This window comes from Glycomyces rhizosphaerae (assembly GCF_042647865.1).
Classification (GTDB): domain Bacteria; phylum Actinomycetota; class Actinomycetes; order Mycobacteriales; family Micromonosporaceae; genus Glycomyces; species Glycomyces rhizosphaerae.
The window spans coordinates 541,598-553,757 of the sequence record NZ_JBHRWO010000021.1 but is presented as its reverse complement, the minus strand read 5'-3'; the positions used below and the strand labels follow the sequence as shown (position 1 = coordinate 553,757).

11 protein-coding genes are annotated in these 12,160 nt (G+C 70.7%); 2 read left to right on the top strand and 9 right to left on the bottom strand.

Going from position 1 to position 12,160, the window contains the following annotated elements; translation table 11 throughout:
- Nucleotides 1–113: 113 nt before the first annotated feature.
- Together ACFO8M_RS22895 and ACFO8M_RS22890 are read left to right on the top strand one after the other, a co-directional pair.
- Nucleotides 114–674: an HdeD family acid-resistance protein gene (locus tag ACFO8M_RS22895; protein ID WP_387979917.1), complete on the top strand. Its 561-nt coding sequence runs from the start codon at nucleotides 114–116 to the stop codon at nucleotides 672–674.
- 91 nt (nucleotides 675–765) lie between these two features.
- A complete protein-coding gene (locus ACFO8M_RS22890) occupies nucleotides 766–2,766 on the top strand; it encodes an acyltransferase family protein (RefSeq protein ID WP_387979916.1) in 2,001 nt (666 codons plus the stop codon).
- Nucleotides 2,767–2,810: 44 nt separating this feature from the next.
- Here the strand turns inward: ACFO8M_RS22890 and argH are convergent, their stop codons facing one another.
- The 9 genes from argH to ACFO8M_RS22845 form a co-directional block, all read right to left on the bottom strand.
- Nucleotides 2,811–4,211: an argininosuccinate lyase gene (gene argH / locus ACFO8M_RS22885; protein ID WP_387979914.1), complete on the bottom strand. Its 1,401-nt coding sequence runs from the start codon at nucleotides 4,209–4,211 to the stop codon at nucleotides 2,811–2,813.
- Between the two features lie 31 nt (nucleotides 4,212–4,242).
- Nucleotides 4,243–4,794 (bottom strand): arginine repressor, encoded by a 552-nt coding sequence (locus ACFO8M_RS22880; RefSeq protein WP_387979912.1) that lies wholly within the window; start codon nucleotides 4,792–4,794, stop codon nucleotides 4,243–4,245.
- A complete protein-coding gene (gene argF / locus ACFO8M_RS22875; protein ID WP_387980794.1) occupies nucleotides 4,791–5,708 on the bottom strand; it encodes an ornithine carbamoyltransferase in 918 nt (305 codons plus the stop codon). Before argF ends, ACFO8M_RS22880 begins: the two co-directional genes overlap by 4 nt.
- 2 nt (nucleotides 5,709–5,710) lie before the next feature.
- Nucleotides 5,711–6,937, bottom strand: coding sequence for an acetylornithine transaminase (locus ACFO8M_RS22870; RefSeq protein WP_387979911.1), 1,227 nt, complete (start codon nucleotides 6,935–6,937; stop codon nucleotides 5,711–5,713).
- Entirely contained in the window at nucleotides 6,934–7,836 is a 903-nt protein-coding gene (gene argB / locus ACFO8M_RS22865) for an acetylglutamate kinase (protein WP_387979909.1), read from the bottom strand. The genes ACFO8M_RS22870 and argB overlap by 4 nt, the downstream gene beginning before the upstream one ends.
- Entirely contained in the window at nucleotides 7,833–8,987 is a 1,155-nt protein-coding gene (argJ, locus tag ACFO8M_RS22860) for a bifunctional glutamate N-acetyltransferase/amino-acid acetyltransferase ArgJ (protein ID WP_387979907.1), read from the bottom strand. The genes argB and argJ overlap by 4 nt, the downstream gene beginning before the upstream one ends.
- The gene (argC, locus tag ACFO8M_RS22855) at nucleotides 8,984–9,997 is read right to left on the bottom strand and encodes an N-acetyl-gamma-glutamyl-phosphate reductase (RefSeq protein WP_387979905.1); all 1,014 of its coding nucleotides are present in this window, start codon (nucleotides 9,995–9,997) and stop codon (nucleotides 8,984–8,986) included. Before argC ends, argJ begins: the two co-directional genes overlap by 4 nt.
- Nucleotides 9,998–10,191: 194 nt before the next feature.
- A complete protein-coding gene (locus ACFO8M_RS22850) occupies nucleotides 10,192–10,848 on the bottom strand; it encodes a response regulator (protein WP_387979903.1) in 657 nt (218 codons plus the stop codon).
- The gene (locus ACFO8M_RS22845) at nucleotides 10,845–12,086 is read right to left on the bottom strand and encodes a sensor histidine kinase (protein WP_387979901.1); all 1,242 of its coding nucleotides are present in this window, start codon (nucleotides 12,084–12,086) and stop codon (nucleotides 10,845–10,847) included. The genes ACFO8M_RS22850 and ACFO8M_RS22845 overlap by 4 nt, the downstream gene beginning before the upstream one ends.
- Nucleotides 12,087–12,160: the final 74 nt, after the last annotated feature.

The window sequence follows — 12,160 nt, the reverse complement described above, 5'->3', positions numbered from 1 at the left end:
TCGGGCGCCCAGGTCGGCAGCGCAGTCGCATTCGTCCGAAATAGCGCTCCTCAGTCCTGTTGGGTCTAGCCTGAGGCTGAGAGTGTTATCGCAGGTGGAACGGGGTGGTCGCGGTGCTCGAATTGCTCGCCAAGAACTGGGCCTGGGTGCTGGTGCGGGGCGTCCTCACCATCGTCTTCGGTGCCATGGCCGTCTTCTGGCCGGGGATCACGCTGTACGTGCTCATCATCCTGTTCGGCGCCTATGCCATCGTGGACGGCGTCACCGCGATCGTCATGGGCACGCGGCGGTCCTATGGGCGCGGGTTCCTCATCGCAATGGGCGTCCTCGGTGTCGTCGCGGGCCTGATCGCCCTGCTCTGGCCGGGCATCAGCGCGCTCGCGCTGCTGTACGTCATCGCGTTCTGGGCGATCGTCACCGGCATCGGCTCGATCGTCAGCGGCTTCGGGGTCTCCCGCGATGCGGGCGGGCGCTGGCTCTTCATCATCTCCGGTCTCGCCGGGGTCGTCCTGGGCGTCCTCCTGCTCGTCAACCCGGAGGAAGGCGCGGTCGCGCTGGTCGTGACCATCGGGTTCTTCGCCATCATCTGGGGCTTCTTCACGGTCTTCACCGCCGTGCGGCTCCGTCGCCTCGCCAAGGAGCTCGACGCCCGGCAGGACTTCACGGATTTCTAGGACTGTTCGGTCAGCGAGCCTCCATTCGCTGTTCACCTCGGGTGCAGCCCTGGAAAACCTTTGACTCGCGGCTTTTGCGTAGAATCCTCGCGTGCCGACTAGAACTGAATTCCGCCCTGAGCTTCAGGGACTGCGCGCCTTCGCGGTCCTCCTCGTCGCCGTCTACCACATCTGGTTCGGCCGGGTCTCCGGCGGCGTCGACGTCTTCCTGTTCCTGACCGGGTTCCTCATCACCGGTTCACTCGTGCGCATGGTCGAACGCGAAGGCCGAGTGCGACCGCTGACCTTCCTCTCGCGGCTCGCCCGGCGCCTGCTTCCCGCGACCGCCGTCGTCCTGATCGCAGTGCTCGCCATGGGATGGCTGCTGCTCCCCGAGACGCGGCTCTACGACGTCGCGGCCCAGACCGTGGCTTCCGGCCTGTACTACGAGAACTGGGCCCTCGCGGCGAACGCCGTCGACTACGTCGCCCAGGACAAGCCGCTGAGCCCGCTCCAGCACTTCTGGTCGCTCTCGATTCAGGGCCAGTTCTATCTGGTCTGGCCCGCGCTCATCGCCGTCGCGGCCCTGTTCGCACGGAAGTTCAAGGCGCGCTTGCGCATCGCGGTGTTCGCCGCGTGCGCTGCGGTGTTCGCCGTTTCCTTGGCCTACTCGGTGGTCACCACCGCCGAGCGGCAGGCCTGGGCGTACTTCGACACCGGGGCCCGGCTGTGGGAGTTCGCACTCGGCGGGATGCTCGCGATCGCGCTGCCGTACCTGCGACTCCCCCACCGCGCGCGGGTCGGGCTCGGCTGGGTCGGCCTCGCCGCGCTGCTCTCGTGCGGTGCGCTGCTCGAGGTCTCGACGCTGTTCCCCGGCTGGATCGCCCTGTGGCCCACCGGAGCCTCGCTCCTCGTCGTCGTCGCGGGCACGACCGGCAGCAGGTGGGGCGCCGACCGACTGCTGACATGGCGGCCGCTCGGCTGGATCGGCGACCACTCCTACTCGCTGTACCTGTGGCACTGGCCGATCCTCGTCGGCTACTTCTACATCGCCGGGCGCTCCACGGCCACGATCCTCGGCGGCCTCATCGTGCTCGCCCTCTCGATCGCCGCCGCGGCACTGACGAAGCGGTTCGTGGAGGACCGGACCGCGCCGAGCCGCAAGTGCAGCCGCCGCTGGTCGGTCGCGATCGCCGCCGCTTTCCTGGTCCCGGTCATCGCCACCGCCGGTGCGGCCCAAGCGCAGCTCGCCGTCGAACAGGAGCGGCTCGAAGCCGAGATCGCCGAGGCGCTGGAGGACGGGGACGCCTACTACGGCGCGGCGGTCCTCGACGACCCGTCGCTCGCCGAATCACTCCCGGACGAGGTCCCGCCCATCCCGCCGCTGCAGACCGTCGCCGAGGACGTTCCCGCGGTCTACGAAGGCGAGGAGAGCTGCGACGGCGCCAGGCGCCTGTGTGAGCACGGCGATCCCGAAGGGACGCAGACGATCGCGCTGGTCGGCGCCTCGCGCGTCGCCCAGTACTTCCCCGCGTTCGAACGGGCCGCCTCGGACAACGGCTGGCGGCTCCTCGTGTTCTCCAAGAGCAGCTGCCAGTTCACCTCGGATCCCGGCGCCGAGGAGAAGGACGGCGAACCCGACCCCGAATGCGCCGACTGGAACGACTGGGCGCTCGGACAGCTGGAAGAGCAGCGACCGGACCTCGTTGTGGCGCTGTCGGACAGGGCCCACACCGACGACGAGCGCACGTACCCGGGCTTCGTGGACCAGTGGCGCAGGCTCGACCAGTGGGGCGTCCCGGTGCTGGCGCTGCGCGACCTGCCGCGCTTCCCCGAACCCGTGCCGGAGTGCGTGGCGCGCCTCGGGGCCGGGGCCTGCGTGTTCGACGTCGAGCCGAGCCACGACGACACCGACCCGACAGCCGACCTGGTGTCGGTGCCGGGCAACGTGACGTTCGCCGACCTCACCCCGTACGTCTGCCCCGACGGCGAGTGCCCGGCCGCGATCGGGAACGTCCTCGTCTACAGGGACACCTCGCACCTGACGAATACCTATGCGGCGACGCTCGCCCCGGTCGTCGAGCGGACGGTCATCGAGACCACCGGCTGGTAGGCGAAAGGGCCCGCGCAGCTGCTGCGCGGGCCCCTTACGTCGGATTACTTGGCTTGTGACCAAACGTTCCAGGAATCGATCTGTTCACGGACCCGCGCGAGTTGATCGGCCACGGCCTTCGGGCCCGTCGAGCCCGGGGTCGTGCGGCCGGCCAGCGCGCCGTCCACGTCGAGGACCGCCTTGACGGTCGGGTCGAGGTGCTCGGAGATGCCCGCCAGGTCGGCGTCGGCGATCTCGTGCAGCTCGATGCCGCGCGATTCGCAGTGGGACACGCAGGCCCCGGCGATCTCGTGGGCGCTGCGGAACGGGACGCCCTTGCGCACCAGCCAGTCCGCGATCTCTGTCGCGAGGCTGAAGCCCGTGGGGGCCGAGGCGCGCGGGACCTCCACGTTGAACTTCATGGTCGCGACCATGCCGGTCACGGCCGGGAGCAGGAGCGCCAGGTTGTCGAGGGAGTCGAAGACCGGCTCCTTGTCCTCCTGAAGGTCCTTGTTGTACGTGAACGGCAGGCCCTTGAGCGTCACGAGCAGGCCGGTCAGGTTGCCGACGAGGCGGCCCGACTTGCCGCGCGCGAGTTCGGCGACGTCGGGGTTCTTCTTCTGCGGCATGATCGACGAGCCCGTGGAGAAGGCGTCGTCGAGCTTGACCCAGCCGAACTCCTGGCTCGACCAGAGGATGACCTCCTCCCCCAGGCGGGAGAGGTGGATGCCGATCATCGAGCACGCGAAGAGCAGCTCAGCGGCGAAGTCGCGGTCGGAGACGCCGTCGAGCGAGTTCGCCACGGGGCCGTCGAAGCCGAGTTCCTCGGCCACGGCCACCGGGTCGAGCGGCAGCGACGAACCGGAGAGAGCACCGGAGCCCAAAGGAGACAGTGCGGCGCGCTTGTCCCAGTCCCGCAGGCGGTCCAGGTCGCGCAGGAGGCCCTGGGCGTGGGCCAGGAGCTGGTGGCCGAGGGTGATCGGCTGGGCGTGCTGCAGGTGGGTCATGCCCGGGGCCGGGGCGTCGACGAGACCGGCGGCCTGCTCGGTCAGGGCGCTGACCAGGTCGGTGAGGTCGGCGGCGAGGCCACGCGCGTGGTCGCGGCAGTACAGGCGCAGGTCCGTGGCGATCTGGTCGTTGCGCGAGCGCCCGGCGCGGAGCTTGCCGCCGAGATCGCCGAGGCGTTCGACGAGGCCGCGTTCGAGCGCGGTGTGCACGTCCTCGTCCGCGACGGTGCCGGTGAAGGCCCCCGAGGCGACGTCCTCGCCGAGTTCATCGAGGGCGGTGAGCATCTGCTCCAGTTCGGACTCGGTGAGGAGTCCGGCCCGGTTGAGCACGCGCGCATGGGCTTTCGAGGCCTTGAGGTCGTACGGCGCGAGGCGCCAGTCGAAGCCGATCGAGGCGTTCAGTGCCTCCAAGGCGGCGGCCGGGCCGCCCGAGAAGCGGCCTCCCCACAGTTTCGACATTACGCCGCGTCCCCCTTGCTGTGCTGCACGGTCATTGCTGGTTCTCCTTGGCGTCGTTCGCAGTCGCGGACTCGTTGGCGGCGTATGGGTCAGGCCCCTTGCCGGCCCAGTGGAGCATCTGGTCGGCCACTTGCGCGCCGGTCACGCCGTCGCGGGCGATCACGGCGATGGTGTCGTCCCCGGCGATCGTGCCGATGACGTCGTGCAGGCCGGAGCGGTCGATCGCGCTGGCGAGGTACTGGGCTGCACCGGGCGGGCACCGCAGGACGGCCATGTTGCCGGAGTGGTCGGCGCCCACGAGGAGTTCGCGCAGGAGGCGCTGCAGGCGGTCGGAGGCGACCTCGGTGTCCCGAAGGGGCCGTTCGCCTTCGGCGAAGATCGAGTAGACGGCGCTGCCGCCGTCGGTGCCGCGGACCTTGACCGCGCCGAGCTCTTCGAGGTCGCGCGAGAGCGTGGCCTGGGTGGCCTCGATGCCGTCGGCGGCGAGGAGGTTCGCCAGTTCGGTCTGGGAGCGGATGGGGCTGCCCGAGATCAGCTCGACGATGCGGGCCTGGCGGGCCGCCTTCGTGGTGGGCTGGTTCATGACCGGTCCCCGACGAGCCAGGCGAGGAGGGCCTTCTGGGCGTGGAGGCGGTTCTCGGCCTGGTCGAAGACGCGCGACTGGGGTCCGTCCATCACCTCGTCCGTGATCTCCTCGCCGCGGTGGGCGGGGAGGCAGTGGAGGACGATCGCGTCGTCTGCGGCGTGGGCGAGGAGTTCCCCGTTGAGCTGGTACGGGGTGAGCTCATCGATGCGCTTCTCGCTGTCGGCCATGCCCATCGAGACCCACGCGTCGGTCGAGACGACGTCGGCGCCGGTCACGGCCTCGACCGGGTCGGTGGTGACGACGACGGACCCGCCGGTTTCCGCGTTGATCTCGGCCGCGCGGGCCAGGACCTCGGCGGCGGGCTGGTAGCCCTCGGGGGCGCCGACGCGGACGTGCATCCCGGCCATGGAGCAGGCGATCACGGTGGAGTTGCCCATGTTGAACGCGGCGTCGCCGAGGTAGGCGACGCTCGTGCCCTTGAGCGGGCGGTGCTCGGCGATCGTCTGGAGGTCGGCGAGGAGCTGGCAGGGGTGCCAGCCGTCGGTGAGCGCGTTGACGACCGGGACGCTCGCGTTCGCGGCGAGCTCTTCGATGCGGTCGTCGCCGAAGGTGCGGATCACGATCGCGCTGACGTACCGGGAGAGGACCCGGGCGGTGTCGGCGACGGTCTCGCCGCGGCCGAGCTGGGTGCCCTGGGCGTCGATCACGACCGAGTGGCCGCCGAGCTCGCCGATGCCGATGTCGAACGACAGCCGGGTGCGGGTGGAGGGCTTCTCGAAGACGACCGCGACGGCCTTGGGGCCCGCGAGCGCGGGGTAGCCGTGACGGTCGGCCTTCAGCTTCGCGGCGAGGTCGAGGATCTCGGCCTGCTGCTGGACGGTGAGGTCGTCGTCTTTGAGGAAGTGCTTCAGGGTCACGGTCGACCTCCGGGGGCGTGAGGCTTGTGGGGCGACGGGTGTGGGTGAACGATGTCGAGTGCTTCGATGAGCTTGTCGCAGAAGGCGTCCAGCTCGGCCTGGGTGATGGTGAGCGGGGGCGCGATCCGGATCGTGTCGGGCCGGGGGGCGTTGGCGAGCACGCCGAGGCCGATCAGCCGCTCGACCACTGCGGGGGCGACGGGCTCGGAGAGGGCGATGCCGCGCCACAGGGCCTGGCCGCGGATCTCGGTGACGCGGGGGTCGGCCGCGAGGCGGGCGTCGAGGTGCTCGCCGAGGGCGAGGACGTTCTCGAACAGGTGGTCGCGCTCGATGGTGTCGATGACGGCCAGCGCTGCGGCGCAGGCGATCGGGTTGCCGCCGAAGGTCGTGCCGTGGACGCCGGGCGTGAAGCTCGCGGCGACGCCGGCTCCCGCGATCATGGCGCCGATCGGGACGCCGCCGCCGAGGCCCTTGGCGACGGTGATGATGTCGGGTTCGACGTTCTCGGCGTGGTGGGCGAACCAGGCGCCGGTGCGGCCGAAGCCGGACTGGATCTCGTCGAGCACGAGGAGCGCCCCGGTTGCGGCGGTGAGTTCCCTTGCGGCCGTGAGGTAGCCGGGGGCGGCGGGGACGACGCCGCCTTCGCCTTGAACGGGTTCGAGGAAGACCGCGGCGGTCTCGTCGTCGACGGCGGCCTTGAGCGCGTCGACGTCGCCGAAGGGCACGAACTCGACGTTGCGGCCCAGCGGTTCGAACGGTTCACGGATGGCGGGCTTGCCGGTGATCGAGAGGGCGCCGAGGGTGCGGCCGTGGAAGCTGTTCTCGGCGGCGACGATCTTGGTCCGGCCGGTCTCGGCGCCGGAGAGGAGCGCGAGTTTGAGGGCGGCCTCGTTGGCCTCGGTGCCGGAGTTGCAGAAGAACACCTTGCCGTCGATCTGCGCCAGGTCGAGCAGCTTCTCGGCGAGCTCGACCTCCTTCTCGTGCAGGAAGAGGTTCGAGGTGTGGGCGAGCCGGGCGGCCTGGGTGCTGACGGCCTCGACCAGCGCGGGGTGGTTGTGTCCGAGGCTCGAGACGGCGATGCCGCCGATCATGTCCAGGTAGGTGTTGCCGTCGACGTCGGTGAGGGTGCGGCCCTCGCCTTCGCGCAGGACCACCGGCGGGAGGCCGTAGTTGCCCATGAGGAAGGTGGAGAACCGGGTCTTGATCTCGTCCGAGTAGGTCATTTCGCCTCCATGACCATGGTGCCGACGCCGTCGGTCGTGAAGATCTCCAGCAGCGTCGAGTGGGGGACGCGCCCGTCGATGACGTGCGCTTGGGGGACGCCGCCCTTGACCGCCCGGAGGCAGGCCTCCATCTTCGGGACCATGCCCGCTTGGAGGGACGGCAGCATGCCGGCGAGTTTGTCGGTGGTGATCTGCCGCAGCAGCGAGGCCTTGTCGGGCCAGTCCTCGTAGAGGCCTTCGACGTCGGTGAGGACGATGAGCTTCTGCGCGCCGAGGGCCTCCGCCAGGGCGGCGGCGGCGGTGTCGGCGTTGAGGTTGTAGAGGACGCCGTCGTGGTCGAGGGCCACAGTGGAGACGACGGGGATGCGCCCGGCGTCGATGAGGTCGTCCACGGCGGCGGTGTTGACGGAGGCCACGTCGCCGACGCGGCCGACGTCGACCTGCTCACCGTCCACATCGGCCCAACGCCGCTTGGCGGTGAACAGCTGGGCGTCCTCACCGGACATGCCGACGGCGAACGGGCCGTGGTTGTTGATGAGCCCCACCAGTTCCCGGCCGACCTGGCCGACCAGGACCATCCGGACCACGTCGGCGGCCTCGGGGGTGGTGACGCGCAGGCCGCCCTTGAACTCGGAGGCGATGTTCAGCTTCGCGAGCATGGAGGAGATCTGCGGGCCGCCGCCGTGCACGACGACGGGCTTGATGCCGACGTAGTGCAGGAACACCATGTCGGCGGCGAACGCGGCCTGCAGCTCGGGGTTGATCATGGCGTTGCCGCCGTATTTGACCACCACGATGGAGCCGGTGAAGCGCTGGAGCCACGGCAGTGCCTCGATGAGGGTCTCGGCTTTGCCGAGGGCCTTCTGGAGGTGCGGTGCGAGGTCGTCGGTGAGACTCATGTGCTGTACGCCGAATTCTCGTGAACGTAGTCGTGGGACAGGTCGTTGGTCCAGATCGTCGCGGACGCGGGCCCGTTGTGGAGCTGAATGTCGATCTTCACTTCGCGGCCCTTGAGGTCGACGAGGTCGCGCGGTTCGCCCGCGGCGCCGGCCTTGCAGATCCACACGCCGTTGACGGCGACGTCGACCGCGTCGGCGTCGAAGGGCGCCTTGGAGACGCCGACGGCGGCGAGGATGCGGCCCCAGTTCGGGTCGGAGCCGAACAGGGCGGTCTTGACGAGGTTGTCGCGGGCGACGCAGCGGGCGACCTCGACGGCGTCGTCCTCGACCGCGGCACCGGAGACGGTGATCGAGACGTCCTTGGTGGAGCCTTCGGCGTCCGAGAGCAGCTGGTGCGCCAGGTCCTTGCAGAGTTCGGTGAGCGCCGAGATGAACTCGTCCGCATCGGCTTCGCCGCCGGAGGCGCCCGAGGCGAGGAGGAGCACGGTGTCGTTGGTGGACATCGACCCGTCGGAGTCGAGCCGGTCGAACGAGTACCGGCAGGCGGTGCCGAGCGCGGCGTCCGCGAGCGGCTGGTCGACGACCGCGTCGGTGGTGAGGACGACGAGCATCGTCGCGAGGCCCGGGGCGAGCATGCCCGCGCCCTTGGCGATCCCGCCGACCGACCAGCCCGCGGGGCTGCGGACGACGGCGTTCTTCGCGACGGTGTCGGTGGTCATGATCGCGGCCGCGGCCTGCTCGCCGCCGTCGGCGGTGAGCGCGGCGGCGGCGGCCTCGACGCCGGGCAGGAGCTTGTCCATCGGCAGCTGCTCGCCGATGAGACCGGTCGAGCAGACCGCCACTTCGACCGCGCCGCAACCGAGGAGCTCCGCGGTCTTCTCAGCGGTGGCGTGCGTGTTCTGGAAGCCCTGCGCACCGGTGCAGGCGTTCGCGCCGCCCGAGTTGAGGATGACGGCCTTGAGCTTGCCGGTGGTGAGGACCTGCTGGGTCCACTTGACCGGGGCGGCCTTCACGCGGTTGCCGGTGAAGCGGCCCGCCGCGACCTGCAGCGGGCCCGTGTTCTCGACGAGCGCCATGTCCGGCTTGCCGGAGGCCTTGAGCCCGGCCGTGACACCGGAGGCCTTGAAGCCCTTGGGAGTCGTGATGGTCACGGTGCCACTCCGTTCACGGTGAGGCCCGCGGCCTCGGGGAGGCCGAGCATGAGGTTGGCGCACTGCACGACCTGACCGGCCGCGCCCTTGCCGAGGTTGTCGATCGCGGCGGTCACGATGATCCGGCCCGAGTCCTTGTCCACAGTGCCCTGCAGCTGGACGGCGTTGGTGCCGTAGGTCGCCGCGGTCGAAGGCCACTGGCCCTCGCGCAGGACGCGCACGAAGTGCTCGCCGTCGTAGGCCTTCGACAGGGCCGCGTGCACGTCGGCGGCGGTCACCTCGGCCGTGGCCTTGGCGGTGACCGTGGAGATGATGCCGCGCGGCATCGGGGCCAGCAGCGGCGTCATCGAGAGCGACGCGGCGCCGGAGGCCTGCTTGATCTCGGGCACGTGCTGGTGCGCCCCCACCTTGTACGGGCTCATCGAGCCCATGACCTCGCTGGCGAGGAGGGCCTTCTTGGGGGCGTTGCCCGCGCCGGAGGTGCCGGAGGCCGCGACGACCACGACGTCCCCGGGCGAGGCGATGCCCGCGTCCAGGAGCGGCCGCAGCGCGAGGATCGTGGCGACGGCGTAGCAGCCGGTCGCGGCGACCCGGGTCGAGGCGGCGACGGCCTCGCGCTGGCCGGGCAGCTCGGGCAGGCCGTACGTCCAGGTCCCGGCGTGCGGGCCCGGGTAGTAGGCTTCCCAGGCCGCGGCGCTCTCGAGGCGGTGGTCGGCCCCGAGGTCCACGATCTTCTGGTCGGCCGGGAGCTGGGCGGCGAGCGCGGCCGACTGGCCGTGCGGGAGGGTCATGATCACCAGGTCCGCCTCGGCGAAGGCCTCCGGGCTCGTCGGGGTGAAACGTCGGTCGCCGTACGCGGTGAGGTGGGGGTGGACTGCGGTGATGAACTCACCGGCGTTGCTGTGCGCTCCCGCGGCTACGACCTCGAGCTGCGGGTGGTCGGCGAGCAGCCGGAGCACCTCGCCCCCCGCATAGCCGCTGGCGCCCGCCACGGCGACCTGGTACGTCACTGGAAACCTCCGAGTTGAATGACTATGCAGAGTACTGTATCAGCATTCAATCGAAGTTTCACACTGGTATTCCGGGAGCTGGGACGTGATCATCGCCCCTGTTCGCGGGCGACGACCGACCACCCCGCCCCGCTCTCAGCGGACCTGCTCGCGGGCGACGACCGACCGCTGGCCGCCAGGGCCCTGCCCCGCCTTCAGCGGGCCCGCTCGCGGGTGAAGATTGCGGCCTGGACGCGGCTGGCGAGGCCCAGCTTGGCGAGCACGCGGGTGACGTGGGACTTCACCGTCGCCTCGGCCATCCCGAGCTCCGCGGCGATCTCCGCGTTCGACATGCCCTCGCCGATGAGCGCGAGCACCTCGGTCTCGCGCGGCGTGAGGCTCGCCAGCCCCGCATCGTCGACGCTGATCGGCGCGTAGGCCGGGCGCGAACGGGCGAACTCGGCGATGAGGCCGCGTGTCACCGCCGGGGAGATGAGCCCGTCGCCGCGCGCGATCGTGCGCACCGCCTCCACGAGGGTCGCGGCGTCCGCGTCCTTGAGCAGAAACCCGCTGGCCCCGGCCCGGAGCGCGTCGAACACGTTCGCGTCCTCGCCGTAGCTCGTCAGCACCAGCACGTCGGCCTTGCCGCGCAGCTCCGCGGCGGCCGCGATGCCGTCCTTGCGGGGCATGCGCACGTCCATCACGACCACGTCGGGACGCAGCTCCTTCGCGAGCGCGACCGCCTCGACCCCGTCGGCGGCCTCGCCGACCACCTCGATGTCCGCGTCGCCGTCGCCGTTGCCGCTCTCCAGCAGCATCCGCAGCCCGGCGCGGACCGCCGCGTGGTCGTCGGCGAGCAGGACCCTGATCATCGGCGTTCACTCCATTTCGGGAAACGGTTCGCTTGCGGCACTTGCGGTGCGGGCCCGTCGAGCCCGCCGGTGGGAATCTCGGCCCGGACGCGCCAGCGGCGGCCCTCGGGTCCGGCCCGGACCTCGCCGCCGAGGATCCGCACCCGCTCGGTCATGCCGACCAGTCCCGCTCCCCCACCTGGCACCTCGCCCCCGCCCGGGCGAACTGCGTTCTCGACCTCGACGGTCACTTGCGCGTCCTCGTAGCGAATCGCGACCGAGGCGTCCGAACCGTACTTCAGCACGTTCGTCAGCGCCTCCTGCACCACCCGGTAGGCGGTGAGCTCCACCTCGCCGGGCAGCGCCCGCTCGGGCCCCTCGACGGTGAAGTCCACGTCGAGGCCGACCTTGCGCATCCGCTCGACCAGCTCGGGCACCTGGTCGAGCCGGAACGACGCCAGCTCCTCGCCGATCCCGTTGTCGGCCGCGCGCAGCAGGCCGATGATGCGCCGCAGCTCCGCCAGGCCCTCGACGCTTGACGAGCGGATCGCGGCCACCGAGGTCCGCACCGTCTCGGCGTCGAGGTCCTTGCGGGCCTGGAGCGCCGTGGACTGCAGGGCGATCGCGGACAGGTAGTTGGCGACCGTGTCGTGCAGTTCGCGCGCCATCAGCGTGCGCTCGCGCAGGACCGCTTCGCGGCGGCGCACGTCGGCGAGCCGGTCGGTCTGCTCCGCCCGCTCCGCCTCGAGCTCCGCCCGCTCGTGGGCCTGGCGCACGATGATCGCCGTGAAGATCGGCGAGGCGATGACGAGTGCCGCGATCGCCATGATGCTGATGACCGGCGCGAGCCGGCCGTCGACCGCCGCGACGTAGACGCCCGTCGCCAGCACGGCGGTCACCGCGACCGGCAGCATGATCTTGAGGCCGCGCCGGGACCCGTAGCGGGCGTACGCGTACAGGTTGTCGGTGAACACGAACACGACGGCGAGGGAGAACCCGATCGCGGCTTCGGCGCCGAAGCCGACGAGGCCGAGGGCGAGGGTCATCCCGGGCCAGGTCCGCCGCAGGACGACGCCGGTGCAGACCAGGGCCAGCGGAATGAACCGCACCGCCTGCGGCACTGCGATCCCGAACCGCTCGTAGCTGCCGAGGGCGAGCAGGACCGACCCCACGGCGAACAGCAGGACGGCGGCGATCACGGAAGGGCGATGCACGCCGGTGAAGCGGTCGGCGATAGAGCTGCGAGGCGGACTGGGCATGTCCCCATCCCATCACGTCCCGACCGGCCCGGCCTCGGTCTGGATGCCTATCCCCGCATACGACTTTGGTCGTA

What these genes read in the sequence shown, in the direction of transcription:
- argH (WP_387979914.1), bottom strand. Translation starts at nt 4,211, where the DNA reads ATGTCGAAACTGTGGGGAGGCCGCTTCTCGGGCGGCCCGGCCGCCGCC.
- ACFO8M_RS22880 (WP_387979912.1), bottom strand. Translation starts at nt 4,794, where the DNA reads ATGAACCAGCCCACCACGAAGGCGGCCCGCCAGGCCCGCATCGTCGAG.
- ACFO8M_RS22870 (WP_387979911.1), bottom strand. Translation starts at nt 6,937, where the DNA reads ATGACCTACTCGGACGAGATCAAGACCCGGTTCTCCACCTTCCTCATG.
- argB (WP_387979909.1), bottom strand. Translation starts at nt 7,836, where the DNA reads ATGAGTCTCACCGACGACCTCGCACCGCACCTCCAGAAGGCCCTCGGC.
- ACFO8M_RS22850 (WP_387979903.1), bottom strand. Translation starts at nt 10,848, where the DNA reads ATGATCAGGGTCCTGCTCGCCGACGACCACGCGGCGGTCCGCGCCGGG.
- ACFO8M_RS22845 (WP_387979901.1), bottom strand. Translation starts at nt 12,086, where the DNA reads ATGCCCAGTCCGCCTCGCAGCTCTATCGCCGACCGCTTCACCGGCGTG.